This window comes from Lysinibacillus sp. ACHW1.5 (assembly GCF_022014815.1).
GTDB lineage: Bacteria > Bacillota > Bacilli > Bacillales_A > Planococcaceae > Lysinibacillus > Lysinibacillus capsici.
In genome coordinates this window covers 4,432,257-4,457,954 of record NZ_CP091777.1, presented here as the reverse complement: position 1 = coordinate 4,457,954, position 25,698 = coordinate 4,432,257, and the positions used below count along the sequence as shown (strand labels likewise).

General features: G+C 37.2%; 25 protein-coding genes. 20 read left to right on the top strand and 5 right to left on the bottom strand.

Features of this window, described 5'->3' with window-relative positions; genetic code table 11:
- From L6W14_RS22470 to L6W14_RS22455, 4 genes are all read left to right on the top strand, one after another.
- Positions 1–864, top strand: a complete 864-nt coding sequence (locus L6W14_RS22470; RefSeq protein ID WP_004233511.1) for a transporter substrate-binding domain-containing protein — start codon at positions 1–3, stop codon at positions 862–864.
- Positions 865–946: 82 nt separating this feature from the next.
- Positions 947–1,654, top strand: a complete 708-nt coding sequence (locus L6W14_RS22465) for an amino acid ABC transporter permease (RefSeq protein WP_131521783.1) — start codon at positions 947–949, stop codon at positions 1,652–1,654.
- Between the two features lie 12 nt (positions 1,655–1,666).
- Positions 1,667–2,368, top strand: coding sequence for an amino acid ABC transporter permease (locus L6W14_RS22460; protein WP_131521784.1), 702 nt, complete (start codon positions 1,667–1,669; stop codon positions 2,366–2,368).
- 13 nt (positions 2,369–2,381) lie between these two features.
- Positions 2,382–3,137, top strand: coding sequence for an amino acid ABC transporter ATP-binding protein (locus L6W14_RS22455; protein WP_237898913.1), 756 nt, complete (start codon positions 2,382–2,384; stop codon positions 3,135–3,137).
- 414 nt (positions 3,138–3,551) lie between these two features.
- Here L6W14_RS22455 and helD read toward each other — a convergent pair whose 3' ends face one another.
- Positions 3,552–5,855 (bottom strand): RNA polymerase recycling motor HelD, encoded by a 2,304-nt coding sequence (helD, locus tag L6W14_RS22450; protein ID WP_237898912.1) that lies wholly within the window; start codon positions 5,853–5,855, stop codon positions 3,552–3,554.
- A gap of 435 nt (positions 5,856–6,290) precedes the next feature.
- On the opposite strand from helD, the gene L6W14_RS22445 reads away from it, so the two are divergent.
- Both L6W14_RS22445 and L6W14_RS22440 read left to right on the top strand, forming a co-directional pair.
- A complete protein-coding gene (locus L6W14_RS22445; protein ID WP_131521787.1) occupies positions 6,291–7,247 on the top strand; it encodes an AAA family ATPase in 957 nt (318 codons plus the stop codon).
- 24 nt (positions 7,248–7,271) lie between these two features.
- Positions 7,272–7,910 carry an RNA ligase family protein gene (locus L6W14_RS22440; RefSeq protein WP_237898911.1) on the top strand — a complete coding sequence of 213 codons (639 nt, stop codon included), beginning with the start codon at positions 7,272–7,274 and terminating at the stop codon, positions 7,908–7,910.
- Positions 7,911–8,096: 186 nt separating this feature from the next.
- Here the strand turns inward: L6W14_RS22440 and L6W14_RS22435 are convergent, their stop codons facing one another.
- A complete protein-coding gene (locus L6W14_RS22435; protein ID WP_054548521.1) occupies positions 8,097–9,287 on the bottom strand; it encodes a coenzyme F420-0:L-glutamate ligase in 1,191 nt (396 codons plus the stop codon).
- Positions 9,288–9,409: 122 nt separating this feature from the next.
- Between L6W14_RS22435 and L6W14_RS22430 the strand changes: the two genes are divergently transcribed.
- Entirely contained in the window at positions 9,410–10,327 is a 918-nt protein-coding gene (locus L6W14_RS22430) for a LysR family transcriptional regulator (RefSeq protein ID WP_048395493.1), read from the top strand.
- A 17-nt stretch (positions 10,328–10,344) separates the two neighbouring features.
- On the opposite strand, the gene L6W14_RS22425 is transcribed toward L6W14_RS22430, so the two are convergent.
- Positions 10,345–11,226 (bottom strand): LysR family transcriptional regulator, encoded by an 882-nt coding sequence (locus L6W14_RS22425; protein WP_237898910.1) that lies wholly within the window; start codon positions 11,224–11,226, stop codon positions 10,345–10,347.
- Positions 11,227–11,339: 113 nt separating this feature from the next.
- On the opposite strand from L6W14_RS22425, the gene L6W14_RS22420 reads away from it, so the two are divergent.
- A complete protein-coding gene (locus L6W14_RS22420; protein WP_131521789.1) occupies positions 11,340–12,359 on the top strand; it encodes a YeiH family protein in 1,020 nt (339 codons plus the stop codon).
- Positions 12,360–12,470: 111 nt separating this feature from the next.
- Here the strand turns inward: L6W14_RS22420 and L6W14_RS22415 are convergent, their stop codons facing one another.
- The gene (locus L6W14_RS22415) at positions 12,471–12,803 is read right to left on the bottom strand and encodes a heme oxygenase (RefSeq protein ID WP_048395499.1); all 333 of its coding nucleotides are present in this window, start codon (positions 12,801–12,803) and stop codon (positions 12,471–12,473) included.
- 219 nt (positions 12,804–13,022) lie between these two features.
- Here L6W14_RS22415 and L6W14_RS22410 point away from each other — a divergent pair, with 219 nt between their 5' ends.
- From L6W14_RS22410 to L6W14_RS22355, 12 genes are all read left to right on the top strand, one after another.
- Positions 13,023–13,709, top strand: coding sequence for a response regulator transcription factor (locus tag L6W14_RS22410; protein WP_103119010.1), 687 nt, complete (start codon positions 13,023–13,025; stop codon positions 13,707–13,709).
- On the top strand, positions 13,693–15,108 hold the full coding sequence (locus L6W14_RS22405; RefSeq protein ID WP_237898909.1) for a sensor histidine kinase: 1,416 nt from the start codon (positions 13,693–13,695) through the stop codon (positions 15,106–15,108). Before L6W14_RS22410 ends, L6W14_RS22405 begins: the two co-directional genes overlap by 17 nt.
- 209 nt (positions 15,109–15,317) lie before the next feature.
- On the top strand, positions 15,318–16,019 hold the full coding sequence (locus L6W14_RS22400; RefSeq protein WP_131521791.1) for a polyphosphate polymerase domain-containing protein: 702 nt from the start codon (positions 15,318–15,320) through the stop codon (positions 16,017–16,019).
- Between the two features lie 19 nt (positions 16,020–16,038).
- Positions 16,039–16,722 carry a DUF4956 domain-containing protein gene (locus L6W14_RS22395; RefSeq protein WP_131521792.1) on the top strand — a complete coding sequence of 228 codons (684 nt, stop codon included), beginning with the start codon at positions 16,039–16,041 and terminating at the stop codon, positions 16,720–16,722.
- Between the two features lie 42 nt (positions 16,723–16,764).
- Complete coding sequence (locus tag L6W14_RS22390) at positions 16,765–18,549, top strand: CotH kinase family protein (protein WP_237898907.1); 1,785 nt, start codon at positions 16,765–16,767, stop codon at positions 18,547–18,549.
- Positions 18,550–18,636: 87 nt separating this feature from the next.
- Positions 18,637–19,239, top strand: coding sequence for a class I SAM-dependent methyltransferase (locus tag L6W14_RS22385; protein ID WP_237898905.1), 603 nt, complete (start codon positions 18,637–18,639; stop codon positions 19,237–19,239).
- Positions 19,240–19,642: 403 nt separating this feature from the next.
- Positions 19,643–20,863, top strand: coding sequence for an ABC transporter substrate-binding protein (locus tag L6W14_RS22380; protein ID WP_016992165.1), 1,221 nt, complete (start codon positions 19,643–19,645; stop codon positions 20,861–20,863).
- A 146-nt stretch (positions 20,864–21,009) separates the two neighbouring features.
- Positions 21,010–21,885, top strand: coding sequence for a branched-chain amino acid ABC transporter permease (locus L6W14_RS22375; RefSeq protein WP_131521795.1), 876 nt, complete (start codon positions 21,010–21,012; stop codon positions 21,883–21,885).
- A 12-nt stretch (positions 21,886–21,897) separates the two neighbouring features.
- Positions 21,898–22,833: a branched-chain amino acid ABC transporter permease gene (locus L6W14_RS22370; RefSeq protein ID WP_016992163.1), complete on the top strand. Its 936-nt coding sequence runs from the start codon at positions 21,898–21,900 to the stop codon at positions 22,831–22,833.
- The gene (locus L6W14_RS22365; protein ID WP_131521796.1) at positions 22,833–23,612 is read left to right on the top strand and encodes an ABC transporter ATP-binding protein; all 780 of its coding nucleotides are present in this window, start codon (positions 22,833–22,835) and stop codon (positions 23,610–23,612) included. Before L6W14_RS22370 ends, L6W14_RS22365 begins: the two co-directional genes overlap by 1 nt.
- On the top strand, positions 23,612–24,319 hold the full coding sequence (locus L6W14_RS22360; protein ID WP_048395515.1) for an ABC transporter ATP-binding protein: 708 nt from the start codon (positions 23,612–23,614) through the stop codon (positions 24,317–24,319). The genes L6W14_RS22365 and L6W14_RS22360 overlap by 1 nt, the downstream gene beginning before the upstream one ends.
- Positions 24,320–24,434: 115 nt before the next feature.
- Positions 24,435–24,932: a cupin domain-containing protein gene (locus L6W14_RS22355; RefSeq protein ID WP_131521797.1), complete on the top strand. Its 498-nt coding sequence runs from the start codon at positions 24,435–24,437 to the stop codon at positions 24,930–24,932.
- 41 nt (positions 24,933–24,973) lie between these two features.
- Here L6W14_RS22355 and L6W14_RS22350 read toward each other — a convergent pair whose 3' ends face one another.
- Positions 24,974–25,693, bottom strand: a complete 720-nt coding sequence (locus tag L6W14_RS22350; protein WP_237898904.1) for a DUF6904 family protein — start codon at positions 25,691–25,693, stop codon at positions 24,974–24,976.
- Positions 25,694–25,698: the final 5 nt, after the last annotated feature.

Sequence of the window (25,698 nt, the reverse complement as noted above, 5' to 3'; positions counted from 1 at the left end):
ATGAAGAAGAATAAGATTTTTCAATTTGCTGCAATTGGTTTGGCCTCTATAGCATTATTAGCAGGTTGTAATTCAGGAGAGTCTGCAGATAAAGATGCGGGTGATGGTGAAAAGGTACGTACAGTAAAAGTAGCCTACGATCAAGCGTCAAAGCCTATTAGTTACATTGACGATAATGGAAATCCAACTGGTTATGATGTAGAAGTAATGAAATTAGTAGATGAATTGTTACCTGACTATCAATTTGAGTATGTAGGTACAACAAGTGATGATTTATTAATTGGTGTGGAGCAAGGGAAATATCAAGTAGGGGTTAAAAACGCATTCTTTACTCAGGAACGTACAGAGAAATTTATTTTCCCGAAGGAATTCTTAGGTTTAAGTAGCGCAGGTTTAGTTTTGCGTAAAGAAGATGAAGGTGTGAAAACATTAGCGGATTTTGCCAAAAAGGGCTATTCTTTAGCACCAATTGCTGCAAATAATGCTCAATATACAATTATCGATGAATATAATACGGCAAATCCAGATAATAAAGTAAAACTTGAGGCTGGTGACGCCTTTACTGTCGATGTAGTGCAGTGGGTAAATGAAGGTCGTGTTGATGGTGGTGTCATGATTGAAGGCCCATTTAAACAACAAGTACTTGCAGAAGATGGTCCATATTATAACCTAAAAGATGACGTTGTCTATAACGAATTTGCTGTTATAAAAACATGGCCACTGTTCAATAAAAAAGAGCAGGAATTTGCTGACGCTTATGATAAAGCAATAGCTCAGGTTAAAGAACAAAAGAAAACAAATGAATTAAGTACAAAATTCTATGGCCGTGATTTATTTGAAGTACTGGAAAACGTAAATCGTTAGTTTAAATCGGAACGAATAGTAAGGCTGTTGAGTCAGTAATGCTCAGCAGTCTTTATTCATAAAAACAAAAGTTGGTGAGGAAATGGATAAATATTTTGACGCAACCTACATTTGGAACGCAATCCCAGTGTTATTGCCATTTTTAAAAATTACGTTCTTAGTTGCAGGGTCCTCCATTATCTTAGGTACCCTATTCGGCTTATTGCTGGCGGCAGCTAAGCTATCTTCAGTCAAGTGGCTAACTAAATTCGCCAATCTGTATACAACGATTATGCGTTGTACACCCTCCATTGTTTTGTTATTTCTTGTCTATTATGGCGTCCCAGCATTAGCAGAAAATGTTGGTCTTAATCTCCATTCAATTGAAACGGCCATATTTGTTGTCGTAACATTCACCTTACAATTCGCAGCAATCATGTCAGAGGTGATACGGTCTGCCTACTTAGCCATCCCAAAAGGGCAGTTTGAAGCAGCCGTTAGTGTTGGGCTAACACCATTCCAAGCCTATCGTCGAATTATTTTCCCGCAGGCACTGGTTGTTGCTTTACCAAACTTTGGAAATGGCGTGATTGCTTTATTACAGGAAGGTGCACTCGCTTATACTATTGGTCTAATTGATATTGTAGGTAAGGCAAATCTAATTATTGCAAGTAACATCAATGCTCATGCCTTAGAAATTTATATTGCATTGGCTATTATTTATTGGGTGTTATCTATTTTTATAGAAAAAATATTTACTATATTAGAAAAAATATTTGGTAAGGGTAAGAAGACCCTAGAAACAACTTAAGGAGGCGTGAAGGTGAATTATCAATTTTTACTTGAAACATTTTTCGTAGCTTTGTCTGGTGTTCCTATCGCGCTCCTAGTCACAGTTGTTGCTTTGGTGATAGCTTTGCCACTGGGGTTTTTATTAGCACTAACTAGGATCAATAAAATTCCAGTTATCCATCATCTAGCGAAGATCTATGTTTCTTTTGTTCGAGGAACGCCGATTATTATACAAATTTTTATTATCTATAGCAGTATACCTTTAATGTTGAAAATTATTTTTGAAAAATATCATATTGCGTATGATATTTATAAAATCAATCCAATTTGGTATGCGTTTATTGTATTTGCATTCAGCTCAACAGCCATTTTAATTGAGGTCTTTCGATCGGCATTAAGTACCATTGAAAAGGGGCAACTAGAGGCTGCACACTCAGTAGGTTTATCAACATTCCAAGCATATACACGCATCATCATTCCACAGGCATTAGTAGTGGCATTGCCGAATATTTGCACAGCTACAGTTAATCTCATTAAAGCGACATCGCTAGGCTATGCAATGTCGCTTCCTGAAATTACACTGAAGGCAAAAGTAGCGGCAAACGTTGGCTACAATTATGTAGAGGCCTATATGGATATCTTTATTGTGTACTTAATTTTATGTAGTACGGTTGAATACTTGTTTAAGCGTTATGAGAAATATTTAAGTAAATACAAAATGGCAAATGTCTAAGGGGTGAATTAGCATGTTAGAAATTAAAAATATTCATAAATCATTTGGTGGCAATGAAATCTTGAAGGGTGTTGATTTAGCCATTGATAAAGGGGACGTTGTTGTTATTTTAGGTCCCAGTGGTTCAGGAAAAACAACATTATTACGTTGTATCAATTTTTTAGAGAAGGCTGATCAAGGCCATGCGACATTTGGTGATATTCAGGTTGATTTTCAACATGTAAAGAAAAAAGACGTGCATGCAATTCGCCAGCGTGTCGCATTTGTCTTTCAAAACTATAATCTATTCACTAATAAAACAGCATTAGAAAATGTAACGGAAGGGTTAATCATTGGTCGTAAAATTCCTAAAGCACAGGCTGTGGAAATTGGTAAAAAGGCACTTGATAAAGTAGGTTTATCAGACAAATATAATGCCTATCCAAGTCAGTTGTCAGGAGGTCAACAGCAACGTGTTGGTATTGCACGAGCAGTAGCTTTGAATCCTGATATTATTTTATTTGATGAACCAACGTCCGCACTTGACCCTGAATTGGTAGGTGAGGTTCTACAGGTCATGAAAAATATTGCGGCGGAGGGTACAACAATGCTTGTAGTAACACACGAAATGGGCTTTGCCAAAGATGTTGCCAATCGCGTAATTTTCATGGATGGAGGAGTGGTTGTAGAGGAAGGTAGCCCTCATGATATTTTCGTCAGCCCAAAAGAGGAACGAACGAAGAAATTTTTAAAACGTGTCATTCCAGAAGACTATACATTCTATATATAAAACAGCAACTAAGGTGAGGTCAATTGCACAAAAAGCAACTTTGCAGGGTAGAGGTTGATTTCTGTTCTGCAAAGTTGCTTTACTTTTTTTTATCTGTATTCATAGAGGGGATAAGCTCTTATTTTCAATGGAGAGCAGTAATGAGTGACAAGTAGTGAACACCTTCACTTTATTTGAAAACCTTTGCTAAAAAGATAATACTTTTGTAGGTTGGAGTGGAAGGCTACTTGACCCCCATGGATAGCGAGACAGGCGAGCCACTAAACGGAGCGCTAGCGGGGGAAGCGGCTTGATGCTCGCCCACAGGAAAGCAATAGCCTGCAACGAAAATCCATTTCTACCCTTCAATTGACTGTTTTGTTTTTTAACACTAAGACAGGAGAATCTGTAATTTACAGATTCTCCTGTTACCTATTATTGAAGGAAATACGTTAATTTGTTAATGGAATAAATGTGCAGTTCATGCATAGCTCTCGTACACGCCGTATAAAAATAGTACCGTTCGCTTTCTCTTGAGTAATTAGCAGCAGATGCATTATAGATGATTACCGCATCAAATTCGATGCCTTTCGCCATATAAGCTGGAAGTAATAAAATACCCTTTTTAAACTGCTTTGTATGATGGTTAATCAATTGAATATCTACTCGATTGTTTAATTGCTTGTAAACAGCAGAACACTCGGCTGCCGTTTTACAGATGATAGCAATTGTTTCGAATTCAATAGATAAATGGTTGATGTTTTGAATAATTTGATCCATTAATTCCAATTCATTTGGCACAATAGTAATCGATGGTTCGGGGCCAGTTCGATTAAAAGCTTCTACTTCACTATCATCATTTAAAATTGTGGAAGTGAGTTGTATGATTTGTTTTGTCGAACGATAGCTTTTTGTTAATATCATTTTTTCTGCCTGCTCACCATATAATTGAGTGTCGAGTAGAGAAGGATTATTAAAGGTATGTGGATGAATCGTTTGATGGCCATCGCCTAAAATGGTCATACGTGCTTTTGGGAATAACTGCTGTAATACAGTAAGTTGGAATGGCGAATAATCCTGTGCTTCATCAATTAATACATGACGGATCATCCTATTGGTCTGTTGTCCTTCAATTTTGTCCTGTAAATATAAAAATGGTGCAGCATCCTCATAGGCAATCAAACGCTTTGCTAAATTAGGGAGTGTTTGTAGACAAATGTCCTCCCAATTGTCTGGCATAAGGTGTTGTAAATCCTTGTTAATAGAACTATTCAAATCAAAGAGCTGTCGATATGTACCCAACATATGGACAAACTTTAGCTGGTTAACGGAGTTACGTAATGGTTTAAAATGTTTTTTGACAATTTGTCTCGCTAGTTTATAGCGTTCTTGATCAAAATCATCAAAAGAGTTTTCAGTATAGCGCCCCTCGTATAAAAGCTCACTATATGATTTGGAGTAGTCTTCTTTATCTAATAGCTCAGTAGCTTCTTCTACCCACTCCTTTGTACGCTCAGCCTTTTCCAATTTCGTTAGTCGTTGCAAAAGCCATTCTTTTACTAATTGTAGACGATCTGGTATCGATATAGTAGAAGGGGAAGAATAGAAGTATTCGGTAATTTCCTGTGCAGTAATAATTCGTTCACCACGAAAAACGATATTTTTAAATAACAAGCCTTTATCGGATAAGTAACGAACATACTGATCTATCAAATCTTTATAAGTGAGGCCCGCTTTAAATGAAATGATGCTTAATTTTGTTTGATACTGATCATCATCCTTTTCTGTCAACAGATCTTCAAGCTGCTCATAAGGATATTCCAATTGAAACTGTTTACCTAATCGTTTTTCAGCATATTCTATAAACGTTAACTGCTGCATGTTATCTTCACCCAAATCAGGTAAGACTGAATGAACATATTGATTAAAAAGTTGGTTAGGTGTAATTAGCAGAATTTGATCGGCAGTCATTTCATCACGATAACGATAAAGTAGATAAGCTACCCGCTGTAAGGCTACAGCTGTTTTGCCACTACCTGCCACGCCTTCAACAATAAGATAGCGAGAATTTACATGGCGAATAATTTTATTTTGCTCTGCTTGGATTGTCGCAACAATACTACGAATATGCTCATTTGCATTTTGTGCAAGGATATCGAGCAATAGGTCATCACCAATTGTAAGGCCTGTATTAAACATGGATTGTAGTTGACCATTTTTAATAATAAATTGCCGTTTTAACAGCATTTCTCCATGAATTTCTTCACCTAATGTTTCGTAGGATGCATCACCAGGTGTGTAATCATAATACATACTCGATATAGGCGCTCGCCAATCAAAAATGACGATATTTTCATCCTGTTTATCCAATAATGTGGCTACACCGATATAAATTTTTAAAGGGTCTTGTTGACCATCTTGTACAAAGTCAATACGAGCAAAATAGGGTGACTGTTGTAAACGTTCATATACCTTTACATTACGAATTGCACGTTCCTGTGCAAGCTCTGAGTCAGATAAAAGCTCTGCCTGCTGCTTAATTGCAAAAAAGGTTTCGTCTACATCCTCAGCGGTATCTAGATTGACTCTCACATCGTTCCAAAAGGATTTCTTTAAGGCAACAGCATTTTCTTTGAAGCCTTTTTCTTTATGCTCTAACTCTTTTATCTTATGAACAATAATGTTTAAAGAATCCTCAAGGTGATGCTTTTCTTCTAGCCATTCTTTTTGATTTTCCAACGTTTACTCACATTCCTCTCCATAGTTATTTGCTTCCTTTGACAGTAACCCTCACCTCAATAGATGGTGAGAAGAGGGTAATTGTGCTGCTTTTTTAACTGTTTGTCCAACCACAAATTTGAATATAGTGAAGGTATCCAATGCAGGTGATCTGTTCGGATTGAAGCAGGAAATTTATCATACATCTACTTCGGAAAGAAGTATAGTCTAGAAATTATTGTAAATTTATGATACAATAAATGTATAAGGTAATAAGATATTGATATACAGAGACAGCTCTACAAAAAGGTGGAGCCGTCTTTTTTATATGTAATATTGCTTCATATTATGACTGATTATCATAAATTGTTATTAAAAATAATGGATAAAATGCTATTGAGACACTAAAGAATGTGGCATGCCATACGATAAAGAAACTTGAAGGGAGGGAAAAGAATGAAGGTAATCTTTACAGTGGGGTTGCCTGGTAGTGGGAAAAGTACATTTGTGAAACAGTTAGCTAAAAATGAAAATGCAATTGTCCTATCAAGCGACGCTATACGTCAGGAGTTATTTGGGGATTCAACAAGGCAAAAATCACGTATAGTCTTTCGTACATTATATGAACGTCTTAATGACTTAGTGGCAAAAGGGTTTTCTGTCATTGTGGATGCAACCAATATTGAACGAGAGCGCAGGATGTTTGCACTTCGTAAAATACCAAGTACAGTGCAGAAGGTATGTTATTACTTTGATACACCTTATTCAATCTGTGTAGCCAGAAACCAGCAAAGGAAAAGACATGTACCATTAATCGTGATGGAAAAAATGAGAAAGCATTTAGAGTTCCCGACAGTAGGAGAAGGGTTTAATGAATTGCATATTATTCATGAATCAAGTCCCTATGATCTTTCTCGACAACAATTTGTTTCACTCATACAAGGCCACCCCACCTATGAAGAGCTTTTTCAAACACTTCAAGCAGTCCCACTTTTCAAAGAAATTTATCAATTCGATCAAGAAAACCCATTCCATCAATTTTTACTGTGTCAGCATACGTATTTTGTGTACGCGTATATCAATGAGTACTATTTAGAAAGCGATAAACTAGCTCTACAAATAGCTGCATTGTTTCATGATGTCGGTAAACCAGCCTGTAAAAAATATAAACCTTTGCAACAGCGTTATGGTTATTTTGGGCATGAAAATGTCTCTGCTCAACTGGTTTGCCATTTTCTATTAGAGTTGGGCTTTGAAAAGGAATTTGTATTAAAGGTTGTTCATTTAGTGCAATTTCATATGTTAATTCAGTATGGGGGAGATAGAGGTGGAAGCCAAATTTATCATTTATTAGATGGTGATTTATTAACAAGGCTTTACTTTTTCCGTGAGGCAGATCAATTTGCCAAGTAAACTTTAGGAAAGGAAGGTGAAAATATGACGAAATTAATGAAATACCCAAGAAGTTTTCATTTACCATGGAGCAGGGGTTATTCCGATGATGATAAAGTTGCTAGAAATGTGAATCATTTTATTGGAAAGGAGGTTGTTGTCACTGAAAAGTTAGATGGAGAAGGGACAACACTTTACAGAGACTATATGCATGCTAGAAGTATTCATTCAGCCAACCATCCTTCTAGACATTGGGTAAAAACATTTCACGCGAATTTTGCGTATCGGATTCCAAAGGACTGGCGCTTATGTGGTGAAAATGTTTATGCCAAGCATTCTATTTATTATCAAGGATTAACAAGCTATTTCTATTTGTTTAGCATTTGGAATGAAGAAAATATTTGTTTGAGCTGGGATGAAACCGTGGCCATTGCAGCAGAGTTAGGGATAGAAACAGTGCCCGTTTTATACCGAGGGATTTTTGACGAAGAACAGATAAAACGTACATTCACTGGAAAATCATTCTTTGAAGGGGAACAAGAGGGGTATGTCATTAGAAATACTAGCTCATTCCATTACGAAGATTTCCGCTATAATTTAGGGAAATTTGTGAGACCGCAACATGTTCAAACAAGTGAGCATTGGCTACAAGAAGAAATTATTCCAAATAAATTAAAATCCTAACCAATTAAGAAGAGAAGGGACTGAGCACAATGTAATACTATAGCAAGCATTCAATAATCATCTATTACGAGGTAGGTGCAAGGAGTGCATATCCCTTTCCAATGGGAGTACGGGTTCGATTCCTGTTATCCTCGCCATAAAAAAAATGAACTCTCTTCATTAGGACGAGAGTTCATTTTTGTTTGTTTATTTAGTGTAATTATCGAAGTAGCCTTGAATGTAAATCATTGGTGTTCCTTTGTCACCCGAACCAGATGTAAGGTCAGATAAGGAACCGATAAGGTCTGTTAAACGACGCGGTGTTGTTCCTTGTGCAGCCATTTGACCTGTTAAATCTTCATCTTTATTTTGGATGTATTCAGAAATAGCAGCCTTTAGTTCTTCGCCTCGAAGGTCTGCAAAATCATTGTCCGCTAAATATTTTAATTTAACCTCGTTCGGTGTTCCATGTAATCCAGCGGTGAATGCTGGGGATACAACAGGATCTGCAAGCTCCCAAATTTTACCCACAGGATCTTTGAATGCGCCGTCACCATAAATCATAACTTCTACTGTTTTTCCTGTAGCTTCTTTAATTTTTGCTTGGATTCCATCAACAATGGGTTGGCAAGTATGTGGGAATAATTTAACACTATCCTCTGTTGCTTTGTTCGAGCCAAGTAGACCATACTCAGCATTGAAACCAGAGCCATTAATTGATTCAGCTAAAATATTATCAAGGCTGTAAACTTTTTCTGCACCGTTCGCTGTTAGAATACGTTTTGTGCGGAAGCGTGAATGAATATCACACGTTAAGATACTCTTTGTGTAATTTAAAATTGTTTTTGGATTATTTGAGAAGATGACCTCACACGTAGCCCCTTCTGCTTCGATTAACTCTTTATAGTATTCAATATAATCTACACCAGTAAATGTGTGTTTTTTATAGCCAAAATGCTCGCGGAATTCAACCTCATTGAGCGTATCCGTCCATGGGTTAATGCCTTTTACATCGAGCTCATCAATATCTACAAGATGATTACCCACTTCATCAGATGGGTAGCTTAACATTAATACTACCTTTTTTACACCTTTAGCGATGCCTCGTAAACAATTGGCGAAGCGGTTTCGACTTAAGATGGGGAAAATAACGCCTACCGTATCATCTCCAAACTTAGCCGCTACATCTATGGCAATATCATCAATCGTAGCATAGTTTCCTTGTGCACGTGCCACGACAGATTCAGTTACTGTCACAATATCACGATCCTCTATTGTATATCCTTCAATATGTGCAGCATTTAACACTGTATCTACAACAATTTGTTCAATATTATCGCCTTCATTAATAATAGGACCACGAAGACCTCTTACAACTGTACCGATTACACGTTCCAATTTAATCTCTCCTCATTCTATCTAGCGTAAAGTGATATAAAAACCATATGATTTTACTATAAGGCTCGTTAATGATATAAGTAAAATTAATAGTTCATATAATAGCTATAAGAGGTGCTTATATGATAGGGAAATTAGATTTATATCGTGTTTTTAGTGTTGTAGCAAAAAATAATAGCTTTTCTAGTGCGGCAAAAGATTTATATATGACACAGCCAGCTGTAAGTCAGGCAATGATGCAATTAGAAAATGAGCTTGGCACACGTCTTTTTAATCGAACGCCTAAAGGTGTGACATTAACAACAGAGGGTAGCCTACTTTTTGAATATACTAATTCTGCTTTAGGGCTTTTAGATGCTGGTGAAGAAAAGTTACTTGAATTTAAAAATTTAACAACAGGGCAATTAAAAATAGGTGTAGGTGATACGATCTCACGCTTCTTTTTAATGCCTTATTTAGAAGCATTCCATACAATGTATCCGAATATTAAATTGCAAATGCTAAATGGCACAACCTCTGAAATTTGTAATTTTATTAAATCGGGTGAAGTAGATATAGGGTTTTGTAATTTTCCAATTGAAGATTCAACATTACAGTTAACGGTATGTACAGATATTCAGGATATTTTTGTCTGTGGGGAAAAATATAAAACACTTTCATCTAAAAGTTTAAGCTATGAGGACCTTTTAAAATTTCCACTTATCTTTCTAGAGAAAAAATCGAATTCAAGGAAGTATGTGGAAGATTATCTTTTTGCAAGAGGCGTTCACATAGAGCCAGAGTTTGAGCTAGGCTCACATGATTTGGTACTCGAATTTGCGCGTAGTAACCTTGGCATTGCATGTGTAACAAAGGAATTTTCAAAGGACTATCTTCAACGTGGACTTCTTTATGAATTAACTTTAAGGGAAAGTATTCCTACGAGAAGTATTGGTATGTGTTATTTGAAGTCAGTACCCCTTTCTAGAGCAGCAATGAAATTTGTTGAAATCATTGAAAGTAAACATTTTAATACGAGAAGAACCATAAAAAGAGCTTAGCGACGAGAAAAAAATCGCTATGCTTTTTTTATTAAGATATCAATCAGTATGTCGACATTGCGCTTATTTTTCATGGTAGGTGAGCAAAGATAAGAAAATGTTCGCATAAAGTGCTGTCCTTCAAGGCGCAGAATAGTCATATCTCCATTTTTTAATTCACGTTCTATCACACAGGCAGACAATAAAGAAAGACCAAGTCCCTGCATTACACTCTCCTTCACGCCCTGATTACTGCTAATAGTCAAAAGCGAATGAATCTGTAAACCATTTGCTCTGAATAAATGATCCAGATAATAACGTGTTCCAGAGCCTTCTTCACGCGCAACCCAGCTTTGCTGCTGGAGTTTATCAGCAGTCAGAGGTTGTTGCTTTGTAAGAGGATGTTTACTGTCGCTAACAATAAATAACTCATCTTGCATAAATGGCTTAATGACTAGTTCATTATCATGAGCCTGTCCTTCAATTAGACCTATATCGACTTGCAGTAATTTTGTATATTGAATGATTTCTTTTGTATTGCCAATAATAATTTGAAGTTCAAGTTGTGGGAATTGTTGCTGTAAGCTTGCAATAATGGGAGGTAATATATATTCGCCAATTGTAAAGCTTGCCCCAATGACTAGCGTACCTTGTACCTCTTGATGATAGGCAGCGATATCTTCTTTTGCAGCTTCAGCTATCGCCGTGATTTGCTTTGCTCGTTTATAAAGAATTTCACCAGTTGGTGTAATTTGCACCGATTTTGGGGAGCGAATAAATAAGGTTGTTTGTAATTCTTGCTCTAGATTCTTAATGTGTAAGCTAACACTTGGTTGTGAAATATGAAGTATTTCAGAGGTCTTTGTAAAATTATTGACCTCAACCAGTGTGATAAACGTTTTTAAAGCATCCAATTGCATATCTTCACCCCTATTATTAGAAATATTAATAATAATAATTATATATATGTATTTTACTAATAGTGCACTCTTTATTAAAGTAATAATCAACAAGGGAGAAAGAAGTGAACATCATGGTTAATAGACAGCATAAATTAAAATCTACTCTTAATCCAAATTTCTTGAAGGGGATATTGTTAACGCTTCTTATTGCTTTAGTAGCGAAATATATTGCCACATTTCCTTTCTTTTCAATATTGGGACAGTTGGTTATTGCCATTATATTAGGGATGACCTGGCGAGCAACATTTAAAGTACAAGATTCTTGGCAAGTAGGTATTTCATTTTCCAGCAAGAAGCTATTACGCTTTGGTATTATTTTATTGGGTATGCGCTTAAATTTGGCAGATATTTATCATGCGGGTGCTAACGTTTTTTTAATTGCAGTCATTAATTTGCTATTTGCCTTAATGGTTGTGTACGGCCTAACAAAAATATTTAAAGTCGATCAAAAGCTAGGGATATTAACGGCTTGCGGGACTGCCATTTGCGGAGCTGCTGCAGTAGTGGCAATTGCACCTCAAATTAAAGCAAATGAAAAGGAAACGGCGGTAGGGGCAGCGATAGTTGCGTTATTGGGGACTATTTTTACACTTATTTATACGGTACTTTATTCCATCATCGATTTAACACCTACTGCGTATGGTATTTTCGCAGGGGGGACATTACATGAAATTGCGCATGTAATTGCAGCTGCATCTGCTGGTGGAAATGAAGCAATTGATATAGCCGTCATCGTGAAATTAACACGAGTGGCCCTACTTGTACCTGTAGCAATTGTTATTGGTATTTTCTATCGAAGAATGGACAAAAGTGAAGAGAAAAAGGCATTTTCTTTATCCATCATACCGTGGTTTATTTTAGGATTTTTAGCGATGAGTGCTATCAACTCTTTAGGGATTATACCGACAAATGTATCGCAAGCATTTGTAAATATTGCTTATATCTTAATTGCGATGGCAATGGCTGGTCTAGGGCTAAATGTTGAGATGAAAACATTTAAGGAGCTAGGTGTAAAGGCATTTATTGCAGGTTTAATTGGCTCGGTCTGTCTATCCGTGTTGGGCTATATACTAGTCATTCTTTTATATTGATTTAATCAATGTTTCTTATATCAAAAAAAAAGACCCTGCATGATCGTTCAACATGCAGGGCTTTTTAGATAGAATCAGAAGATAATGTATAAGTAATTTAATCGTCGTTTATTAATTTAAGGCTTCAATAGAAGAAGCTAATTCCGCCACCACTATTTTGCTGCCGATAATTGGACTGTCAGCCTTTTCTCCCTCAGAGCCCGAATTTGGGCGTTGATGGGCTGCAGCGAATGCATCGCTATTACGCCATGCTTGGAAATGCTCCTTAGATTCCCAATACATATTAACACTCATTTCATCATAAGTAGGATCATCAGTTGAAATTAATACCTCTACTTTATGAAAGCCTTCAAACTGTTGCAGAGGCCCTGGCTTTGTAAAATTTGGTGCCATTCTCGCAGCAAAACCGGGTTTTACTTGAATACGATTCGTTACAATAATCATGCTTTTACCCCCCTTAATTTCATTTACTAGGTTGTTGAATGAATTATCATTGATTATCATTCGCACTCAATGATAAGTGGCTGAGGAAGACATTGTCAATAGATGTCCTCTATATAATCTGTGCTAGTAGTTTATGGGTAATGGATAGGCTGACATTTAACTGACATAATCCAGTGCTATAATGAATATAAGAGTGAACTAGTAGCGAGGTGATTGACTTTGGCAAACATTCTAGTAATAGAAGACGAATATCCAATAAGCCAGGTTTTAAAGGTGTATTTACAAAAAGTGGGTTATAGTGTGACACAATGTTTCAATGGTGGTCAAGCCTTGGTCATGTTTCGTGAAACACAGCCAGATCTAGTGTTGCTAGATATTATGTTACCAGAAAAAAATGGTTGGTCCATTTTAAAAGAAATAAGAGAACGAAGTACTTGCCCAGTTATCATGTTAACAGCATTAGGTGAGGTTAATTACCGTCTAGAGGGGTTTGATCATGGGGCAGATGATTATATTGCCAAGCCTTTTATCGCAGATGAAGTTGTTGCAAGAGTGAGGGCTGTTTTAAGACGTGCTGTAGGTAGTTCTGATTCAGCTACTAGTAAGCAGTATGGGTCTCTAGTGATTGATTGTAAAGCGCATAAAGTGCTTTTGGGTGGAGAAGAGATTGTATTAACGCCAAGAGATTTATCAGTGCTCATGTTTTTAGCTGACCACCCCAATCAAACGTTTACCCGGGATCAGCTTATAGATCAAGTTTGGGGATGGGAGTATGAGGGTAGTGATCGTGCTGTAGATTTAGCTATAAAGAGGCTTAGGAAGGCTTTAAAAGAATGGGATGAAGCGGAAGGAGAAATAAAGACACTACGTGGATTGGGGTATCAGCTAAGTGTTCAAAAAAAATAAGCGAATATCCTTACTTCAATATTGGACGAGCCGATATTTACTGACACTTTTTATAGGCTTAGCTATTATATCTTTAATCTCAGCAGCGTGGATTCGACATACAACATTTGAAAATCGATTAGAATTAATGGAGTTTTTAGCAGACGAGACGGTCTATCGTTTAACGGATACAACAAATCCTAATAATGGACCTATAAATGGTATTCCAGGTTTCATAGGGGATCGTCAGCGTTTTAATATGAAAGAGATCGATCCGATTTTGTATGTTGTAGATACAGAGGGAAATATACTGACTAGCAACCGTCCTGTACCCCCTGGTAGTGCTAAAAATGTAGCTGAAATGTTAGATGGAAAAGAAGGTACTAAGGAAATAAAGGATGGACTTGAACCTGAATATATAGTGAAAAGAAAGATAGAAAATAATCATGAGTTATTGGGCTGGGCCCTGGTGATGGAGAAGAAGGAGAATTTAACAAGAGTTAACCAAGCATATGGACAGCTTGCCATATTAATTGGAGCACTAGCATTATTAGGCTGGATCGCTATTTACTTTCTGTCAAAGCGTTTGGCCCATCCCATTAAACAAGTAGCTGAGGCTGCCAAGCATGTACAGGAAGGCAATTATGCAATTGATTTGCCTCAATATAGTAAGGAAAAGGAGATCTATGAGCTTGTTTCCTCCTTCAAAAATATGGCAAATAAATTAGAACAGCTGGAGAAAACTCGAACGGAATTACTAGCAGGTGTCACCCATGAATTGAAAACACCTGTCACCTCTATAAGTGGTTTATTACAGGCTGTAAAAGATGGTGTTGTAACGGGACAGGATGCTATAGAATTCATTGAAATGGCTATGGTCGAAACGACAAAAATGAAAACAATGGTTGGTGACTTACTTGCCTTTAACCATTTTGCTGTCGATGCTATTCCTGTGCAGATAGAGTCAGTAGATGTTAATCAGCTACTACGAGAGGCGGTGGCACAGTGGGAAGTCATGCAGGAAGATGAACATGTAAAAGTCCGTTTACATTTGTTAGAAAAACCTGTGCTTGTACAGATAGATATTGTTCGTATCCAACAGATCATTACAAACCTATTAACCAATGCTAAACAGGCGATGGACAAAGGAACAATAACCTTGAGGTTGATAGAACATGGCGAGGCTCTGTCAGTGATGGTGAAGGACACAGGACAAGGAATCCCTCTAGAGGATCAGTCATTTATTTTTGAGCGCTTTTATAGAGGGGAAAATAAAAAATATACTGTTCGCGGCTTGGGTTTAGGATTACCACTTAGTAAAATGATGGCCCAATCTCTTGGGGGCGATTTGCGATTAATTGAAAGCAATCCCTCTGGAACACATTTTGAATTAGTATTGCAAAAGGCTACTACGCTATAAGAGCGTAGTAGCCTTCTTAGTGTTGGTTTAATCCGTCTCCCAGAAATCTGCTTTGTTTTGTAAAAGAGAGTTGAAGAATTTGTAAAGCTGACATCTGCCTGACACAAAAGCCCTTTATAGTAAACGATGGAGACGGGAAATGAACAAAGGGACGAGCAGCATTAAAGGTTCGTCAGTCTGACACTAATACAAGTAGGGAGAGTGATGAAATGCCAATAGTTACTTCATTTAATCCAAATGGTCGCCAAGAAATAAAACAAGCGATCTCCTATCCAGATTATGCATTATTAAAAGTCAGGCTTCAGCATGTTATGCAGCGAGATCATCATGCTGGGTTAGACGGTAAATATTTGATTCGTAGTACGTACTTCGATAATTTTGCTAATAAAGTGTTAAATGAGAAAAAAGAAGGCTTTATTAATCGAGATAAATATCGAGTACGCATATACGGCAAGTCTAGTGATGTTATAAATCTTGAGCGGAAGAGTAAGCGTAACAATGTGACCTTTAAAACAAAATGTTCAATATCTCAAGCTGAGTATGAAAAACTACGTATTGGCGAGATAGCATGGATGGAGAATGATGACCGAGCGCTAATTCGAGATTTATATCATGAGATGAATTACAACCAGTTGCGACCTACTACGGTAGTGGATTACGAGCGAGAAGCCTATATCTATCCGTTTGGCAATGTGCGTGTGACATTTGATAGTAAGGTGCAATCGAGTCTACGCAACACGGATATGTTTAATCAAAACTTGCCTATGGTCGATGTGCTGGAGCCTAATCTTGTAATTTTAGAGGTAAAGTACGATGAATATCTACCAGACATCATCAAATATTTACTACAGTCAGTGGATACTCGTGCGGAGGCCTATTCAAAATATCAACTTAGTCGTATGTATGGCTAATAATAAAGGAGAATGAACAATGGATACAATTAAATTTAGTGATATTTTTAAATCTAACTTTTTAGAAAAAACAACCTCGTTTTCATTAATCGATTCAATTATTGGTTTAGTAGTCGCGTTTTTTATTGGGCTTTTCATTTATGCTGTTTATAAGAAGACCTTTAATGGAGTCATTTACTCACATTCCTTCAATATCTCACTGCTTATAATGACAATGGCAACAGCACTAGTGATTATGGGAATCAGTTCAAATGTTCTGCTGTCACTTGGTATGGTTGGTGCCTTATCTATTGTACGTTTCCGTACACCTATTAAGGATCCCATGGATTTAGTCTATATTTTCTGGGCAATTGTTTCAGGTATTTTATGTGGTGCTGGCTTTATTCCATTAGTGATTATTGGTGCTGTTTTAATCGGACTTGTATTGCTAATATTCGTTAATAAAATAACGGTAGAAAATCCGTATTTACTGATTGTAAAGTTTGAAGAGGAATTGGCTAATGCTGAAATTGAGCGAATTATTGCTGCGCAAACGAAAAAATTCGCTCTCAAATCGAAATCCATTATGCAACAGAATGAAATCGAAACAACTTATGAAATTCGTGTAAAACAAAATGATGCAAAATTGATGGATGAACTAACAAAGGTAGCTGGTGTAAAATCAGCTATTATGCTGAGCTATGATGGGAATTTCACAGCGTAATGACCTCATTAACAAATAGAACTACGATGAGAGGTGACGGCTATGATTAAAACACGAATTGTCTATCTATGCATGGTGATTTTACTCCTTCTCTTTGTCGTGATATATGCTGTACTTCCGAATGTAGGCATTGAAACGAAAAATTCTGAGTTCTCCTATGAGAATATAGTATTTAATAAAAATAAAGTAACAAGAGTTGATATTGAAATTGCTGAGGAAGATTGGGCTGACATGCTCGAAAATGCTTCTGCTGAAGAATTAAAACAAGCAGATATTACAGTAAACGGCAAGAAAATTGAGAATGTTGCTATTCGTACAAAGGGCAATCTATCATTACGATCGGTTGTCAATAGTGACTCAGATCGCTATAGCTTAAAAATCGATTTTGATTATTATGATGATACACAAAGCTTGTATGGCTTAAAAAAATTAAATTTAAATAATAATTATAGTGACGCTACATTAATGAGAGAGTATATCTCCTATGAACTGATGGAGCAAATGGGTTTACCAACACCAGCACACTCCTATATGTATGTCACAGTGAATGGTGAGGAGCGGGGTTTGTTCTTAGGGGTAGAAGCTGTGGATGAGACATTCCTGGCTAATAATTACGGCTCTAATGATGGTTTTTTATTTAAGCCAGATGGGACAGGCAGCGATTTAAAATATATAAGCGACGATATCGAAGACTATACAGGTATCGGATTAAAAACAAATGAAGGTACTATTAATCAATCCAAATTAGTTGAAATGCTAGACGCAATTAATAATGGTGGAGACATAGAAAAGTATATCGATGTGGATGAAATGTTACGTTATTTTGCCGTCAACACAGCACTTGTGAATTTAGATAGTTATCAAGGGAATATGAAACATAACTATTATTTATATGAACAGAACGGTGTGTTTTCTATTATTCCTTGGGATTACAACATGTCCTTTGGTGGCTTTGGGGCTGGAGGCGGTAGAATAGCAGGAGGAAACGGTGACAATCAAGCTGACGCTACTACTAATATGGAAAAACCAGTGGCACAAAACAATGAACAACCCGATCAAACTGGTGATAGGGGTATGCAGCAACAACGAGGTGGCGGCGTTGACATGGGAATGGGCATGTCGGGCAATCTATTAAATGATAGTGCTATTAATTTTAGTGTGACAACGCCTGTTTCTGGCACAACATTAGAGGAGCGGCCACTCTTGAAGGCATTGCTTTCGAATGATGAATATCGTGACAAATATGAAGGTTATTTAGAAGAACTAGCGACAACTTATTTAACAGAAGAGTATGTGCAATCCATTACTAAAAAGTTAGCTGTCTTATTAACTACTTATGTGGAGGCGGATCCAACCAAATTCTCTACTACGGAGCAGTTTTTAGAAGCAGTTGAAGGTGAAAATAGCTTGCCGGAATTTGCCAATCAGCGCTCAGAATCTATATTAAAGCAACTGTCTGGGGAGCTTGTTGTGGAAGCATCTACGTCTTCTCAGGGCAATATGGGTATGCCAATACCAAGTGAAAATGGTGAAATGGATTGGATGCCAGATGATTTTGATCCAAGTCAGCTACCAGAGGACTTTGATCCATCAAAGAGCCCACCTTTTAATAGAGAGGGCGAGGGTCCGAGAAATGGACAAAATGGAGAACAAATGCAACCTCCTGATGGAAATGGAGCCCCAATGGGAATGCCTGGGGCGAATAGTGAAGCTGCGAATCTCGAGCCTGTTATTGATAAAAATACAATGTTTACAGCCATTACATGCCTAGTGCTACTCCTTCTTGCACTTCTCTTTGTTGTTAAATTTAAACGTAGAGGTCGTTAGAAAATAACCATATCCAATATCTTTGGGTATGGTTTTTGCTTTTTATCGTGTTAAAATAAATCATTCTTTTCTGAGGAGTCCTTTCATATGAATGAACAGCAATTTGATAAACATTTGCATATAAACACAGTGGGAGAGCAATATGGCTTTCCTAAGCTTGCACACTATCATCGTTATGAGCCTACACCCTACAGTGGATTGGAGCAATTATTCGCTGCGTATCAGATGCCTGACAATCCAGTATTTATTGATATGGGGTGCGGAAAAGGGCGAGTTCCTATTTATGTGCATCATAAGTTCCATATACCAACCATTGGGATAGAAATGGATGCAGGGTTTTATACGGAGGCTGAAGAAAATAAACGTAGTTATCTTCAAAAAATGAGAGCACATGCCCCTATTAAGTTTATTCATACAATAGCCGAATCATATGAAATAAAGTCCCGTGATAATGTGTTTTTCTTTTTTAATCCCTTTTCCATCCATATTTTTCGCGCGGTCATTCATAATATTTGGAAATCCTATGAGCAACGAATGAGAGATATTCATATAATTTTATATTATCCGCCTTACGATTATTTACAATTTTTACATCATGGAACACCATTTGAGTTGCTTCATGAAGTGCAGTTAGAAAATGAAACAAATATTAATGAGCGCCTTTGTGTCTTTGAATTAAAAAAAGCTTAGAGTAAGGGGAAACCCACTCTAAGCTTTTTCCTGTTAGCAGTACAGATATAAGCAATTAGTTATTCGTATTCTTTTGATTATTTTCAGGGAAATAATTGTAATAGAGGAAGAGGTTCTATAAATTATGCAGACTTTATGTTGAAAAAACAATTTCATCTGATAGTTTTGTACTAGTATATAGTTTGAATTAAAAGATAATTCACAAATAACTAATTATACTGAAAAATCACTCTAGACTAAATATAAAGAATGTTTTACAATGAAAAAGGCTTATATGAATAATATTTTCTTTTGTTTTTAGATAGTTATAAATAATTATTTTGGCTATTGAGTAAATGAATTTAATTGTTTATAATTATCAGAAATATCTAATATTTGAGAAATTTTCAGGGGGAATTTAATTATGAGAGAGAGCAAAAAGCTTAAGAAGTTCGGTTCACTTTTAGTAGCATCTTCATTACTTGCTGGTGTTCTTGCTGGTTGCGGTAACGGAGACGATTCAAGTTCTGGCGGAGGCTCATCATCAGGCGGAGGTTCATCTGATGGCGATACAATTAAAATCGGTGCCAACTTAGAGCTTTCAGGGAATGTAGCATCTTATGGTTCCTCTATTGGGCTAGGTGCAGAACTGGCTGTAAAAGAAATTAATGATGCTGGCGGTATTGATGGTAAGAAAATTGAACTGATTAAAGTAGATAATAAATCAGAGAACTCTGAAGCAACTTCAGCTGCTATTAAACTAGCAACGCAGGATAAAGTAGTAGCAATGCTAGCACCTGCAACTTCAGGTAATACAGTAGCAACTGTTCAAATTGCAAATGATAATAAAATTCCTATTGTTACGGGTTCTGGTACAGCACCGAATATCACGGTAAACGAGGATGGCAGTGTTAATGAATATGCTTTCCGTACATGCTTTATTGACCCATTCCAGGGGATTGTAGCAGCTAATTTTGCTTCAGGTGAGCTAGATGCGAAAAATGTAGCTATTTTTGCAGATAATGCATCAGACTATGCAAAAGGCTTAGCAAAATCCTTTAAAGAAACGATTACGAAGAGTGGCGGAAAAGTTGTAAAAGAAGAAGCTTATGTAGCGAAGGATACAGATTTCCGTACACAATTAACAAATATTAAAGCGGCAAATCCAGACTTTATCTTTATCCCTGGATATTATGAAGAAGTAGGTTTGATTGTTAAACAAGCACGCGAAATGGGCATTGATGTACCTCTGATGGGTGCTGATGGTTGGGATTCTCCAACTTTAATTGAATTAGCTGGCGCGGATGCATTGAATAACACATTCATCACAAACCACTATTCTGCTGAAGACCCAGATCAAAAAATTCAAGATTTCGTAAAGGCATTTAAAGCGGCAAATGGTGACAAAGCGCCTGATGCATTCAACGCACTTGGTTATGACACAATTTACTACATTGCTGATGCAATTAAACGTGCAGGCTCTACAGATGGGGAAGCAATTAAAAATGAATTAGCTGCAACAAAAGATCTTTCTTTAGTAACAGGTACTTTCTCAGTTGACGAAAATCATAACCCAATTAAAACAGCAACAGTTCTTGAATTTAAAGACGGTAAACAAGTGTTCAACTCTAAAGTTAATCCTTAATGTTTTGTAAGCAAGGGGGAGGCGGGTAAACACGCCTTCCTTTTTTGTGTGTTAGATAACTAGAATCGTAGAGCAAAACATAACTTTTAGTATCGATCTATGTACTTATTTTTCAATTTTCAGAAAATTTAAAGGAGTGAATGCGCATGGAATGGATACAGCAACTTGTGAACGGTATTTCACTTGGAAGTATCTACGCGTTAATAGCGTTAGGGTATACGATGGTATACGGTATTATCAAGCTGATTAACTTTGCTCATGGTGATGTCTTCATGATTGGGTCATTTATTGGCTTTTACGCTATTGCTAAATGGGAGCTTGGTTTCTTCCCAGCATTATTATTGGCGATGTTAGTTTGTGCAATTTTTGGTGTATTAATTGAACGTATTGCCTATAAACGTTTACGAAATGCGACACGTATTGCAGCTTTAATTACAGCGATAGGTGTATCGCTATTAATTGAATATACAACGATTTTCTTCAGAGGTGCTCAACCAGCAGCATATCCTGAAGTTTTCAAAAATAAATCATTCGATATTTTTGGCGTTCAAATCAGTAGTACTTCCATCTTAATTTTATCAGTCGCAGTTGTACTGATGATTCTTTTACAATTCATCGTACATAAAACGAAAATCGGTAAAGCGATGCGTGCTGTTTCCCACGATGCAGATGCAGCTCGCTTAATGGGTATTAACGTTGACAATACAATCTCTGCAACGTTTGCGATTGGTTCAGCTTTAGCTGGCGCAGCAGGTGTTATCTTTGGGGTTTATTATACAAAAATTGACCCGTTAATGGGTGTTATTCCTGGGGTTAAAGCATTTATCGCAGCTGTTCTTGGTGGTATTGGTATCATCCCAGGCGCTATGGTTGGTGGTATGTTACTAGGTGTTGTAGAGTCCTTAGTAAGTGCACTTGGCTTCTCGTTATGGCGTGATGCAGCGGCATTCGTTATTTTAATTTTAATCTTAATCTTCAGACCATCGGGTATCTTTGGTAAAAACGCCCGTGAGAAAGTGTAGGTGAGCGGTTTTATGAAAAAGTCTAAAGTTTTCTGGGGCTATGCCGTAATAGCGCTAGTCATCTATGCAGTTGTACAATTGTTGATTACAACAGAAGTAATTGATTTGTACTATAAAAATATGTTGATCACAATGTGTATTAACATCATGTTGGCTGTCAGCTTGCATATTGTTATTGGTGTTACTGGACAGTTTTCAATTGGGCATGCTGGATTCCTTGCAGTGGGAGCATATGTATCAGCTATTATTACAACAAAGTTAATGTTACCATTCCCATTGGCCATCCTATTAGGGGCTGTAGCAGCAGCAGTTGCTGGTTTAATCGTAGGGATTCCAACGCTTCGTTTAAAAGGGGATTACTTAGCGATTGCTACACTTGGATTTGCAGAGATTATTCGTATTATCTTTTTAAATACGGATTATGTTGGTGGCGCCGCAGGGATGCAGGTTAAATATTTATCGAACTGGACATACGCATTCTTTGGCGTAGTGTTAACGATTCTAGTGATCTCAAACTTTACAAATTCTCGTCATGGGCGTGCGTGTATTTCCATTCGAGAAGATGAAATAGCAGCAGATGCGATGGGTATTAACACAACTTACTATAAAGTTGTTGCATTCGCTATTGGGTCTTTCTTCGCAGGTCTAGCGGGAGCCATTTTTGCACATAACTTTTACATTATCCAACCGACAACATTCGGTTTCTTAAAATCATTTGATATTTTAATTTACGTTGTACTTGGTGGTTTAGGAAGTCTTTCTGGTTCAGTGATTGCAGCGATTTTCCTAACAGTCGTGTCTACTTATCTAGCAAACTTCCCAGAAACGCGTATGATTATTTACAGTTTAGTATTAATTATCGTGATGCTTTATCGTCCAACAGGCTTAATGGGAACGAAAGAGATAACACAATTATTTAAGTTTGGTAAAAAGGGAGGTACGAAATAATGACTGGAAACCTTCTTATCAATGTTGAAAATATGGGTATTCAATTTGGTGGTTTAAAGGCAGTACAGGGTGTTAATATGTACCTTAACCAAGGCGAGTTGGTAGGACTTATTGGGCCAAACGGAGCTGGGAAAACAACTAGCTTTAATATGTTAACAGGGGTATATACACCTACGGAAGGTACAATTACTTTTAATGGTCTGAAATTGAATGGACTTGCACCCTATCAGGTTACACAGAAAGGGATCAGCCGTACGTTCCAAAATATTCGATTATTTAAAGAGCTATCTGTTCTTGACAATGTAAAGGTAGCCAATCATTCACTTGCAAAGCATTCTATGTGGGCTTCTATTTTTCGTTTACCTATGCATTTCAAAGGTGAGGCCGAAATGGAGCAACAGTCCATTGAGTTCTTAAAAATCTTTGGCTTAGATGTCTATAAAGACGAGCTAGCTAAGAATTTGCCATACGGGATGCAACGTCGTTTAGAGATTGCTCGTGCGTTAGCGGCAAATCCCAAACTGCTTTTATTGGATGAACCAGCAGCAGGGATGAACCCACAAGAAACCCATGATTTAATGGAGCTAATTGCATTTATTCGTAAAGAGTTCGGCTTAACAATATTGCTGATTGAGCATGATATGAGCTTAGTTATGGGTATTTGTGAGCGCATTTACGTACTTGATCACGGACAATTAATCGCTGACGGAACACCAGAAGAAATTCGCAACAATCCAAAGGTAATAGAAGCGTACCTTGGTGAGGAGGTTATCGGCTAATGCTAAAAGTACAAAATATCGATGTTTTTTATGGCAACATCCAAGCATTAAAGGGCCTCTCTTTAGAAGTAAACGAGGGTGAAATTGTAACGTTAATCGGTGCAAACGGTGCTGGAAAAAGCACACTCTTAAAGACATTGTCAGGTTTATTAAAGCCAAAAGGTGGCATTATTGAATACGAAGGCTTTTCGATAGCTGGGAAAGCGGCACAGACTATTGTTAAATCAGGGATTTCTCACGTTCCAGAAGGACGCCGTGTTTTTGCCAATATGTCAGTTGAGGAAAACTTAGAGCTTGGTGCGTATCTGCGTAATGATAAAGCAGGTATTAAGAAAGATATGGATCATGTTTTCGAGTTATTTCCACGATTATTAGAGCGCCGAAAACAGCAGTCAGGTACATTGTCTGGTGGGGAACAGCAGATGCTGGCGATGGGGCGCGCCTTAATGGCAAAACCAAAACTGTTATTAATGGATGAACCTTCGATGGGTCTTGCACCGTTGATGGTGAAAAATATCTTCAATATTATTGAGCAGGTTAATAAAGAAGGAACAACCGTATTACTTGTAGAGCAAAATGCTAATATGGCATTATCTGTCGCTAACCGTGCATATGTACTGGAAACAGGGCGTATTGTTTTATCTGGTTCAGCAAAAGAGCTACAAGAGAGCGAGCAAGTAAAGGCAGCTTATTTAGGCGGATTATAAAAATGGTAGGACATCTCATGCTGAGATGTCCTTTTTGGCTTGTATGTTGAAAGAAAATCAGAGGTAGCATTTCCACTTTACTTTTTGGTAAGGTTGAAAAAAGGAGTGATGCTTTTTGAAGTATTCAGCACAATATTTTATTGAACATTTAAAGTTAGCCGAACATCCTGAAGGGGGCTATTACATTTCATCGTTTCGTGCATCGGACGATATAGCAGTGAGAGATGTACAGAGACCAATTTATACTAGTATATATTTCCTCCTGCGCTCACAGGATATCTCACATTTTCATCGTCTACAATCGGACGAGCTATGGTATTATCACGCAGGAAGCCCTCTAACCGTTCATATGATTTTCCCAGATGGGACATATGAAGCGAAGAAGCTTGGCTTGAATATAGAAGCGGGTGAAGTCCCTCAGCTTGCAGTACCAAAGCATACAATTTTCGGCTCGTCGGTGGAGGAATCTGAAACGTTTAGTTTAGTCGGATGTATGGTGGCGCCAGGCTTTGACTTTGAGGACTTTGAATTGTTCACACAGGAAGAGCTTTTAGCAGATTATCCTCAGCACCAGGAAGTTATTTATAAAATGGCCTACAAAACAATTGAATAGAATAACAGCCGTCTCGATTATTTTGAGACGGCATGATTCGTTCACCACAATATTTCTTCAGGATAATTAAGTTGAATTTGAATATCATGTAATGCTTGTTTCGTTGCAATAGCTGCTTCCATTAGATGGGATTTTAATGCTACATATTCATGGTCCTCTACCAGTAATCGCACAGCAAATGCAGCTAAATGTGCCTGACGTTCCTCTTTACTTAATTCAATATATTCTAGATTTAGAATATCCACGTATTGAGTTGCAAAACGGAAAGTTAAGGGATTTTTAGCATGTAACATTTTTAAAAACACACCATAATCTTCGTCACTTATCTCCTGCTCTAAACATTCAGCAATAGCCGCTTGAAATTTGCGTATAATAGCTATCTCATGATTCCATATAGAAGCATTGTTTAATTTTTGGTGCAGTTCAATAAAATCATTTAATGCGATTGCACTAAAGATAATTTCTGGCCAAAGAATGTCTGTTGAAAAATAGACATTCTTATTTGGAAAGATGAGTTCATGTTGTGTTAGAACGCTCTTATTAAGTCCATTACTAACAAACTCTAGGTGATGCTCACCAAGCATAGCATGTCTTAGTTTATAGCAAACGCTTAAAATACGTAGTCGAGGACCCTGATAATCATAGTATTTATTTTCGTCACCAGTTACTTTATAAATAGCATTAATTAGTTCATTTAAATCCCAATAATCCGCGCTAATTCTTACCCCTGTTAGTTGTTCTGTGCTTTGAATGGATATCATAGTCC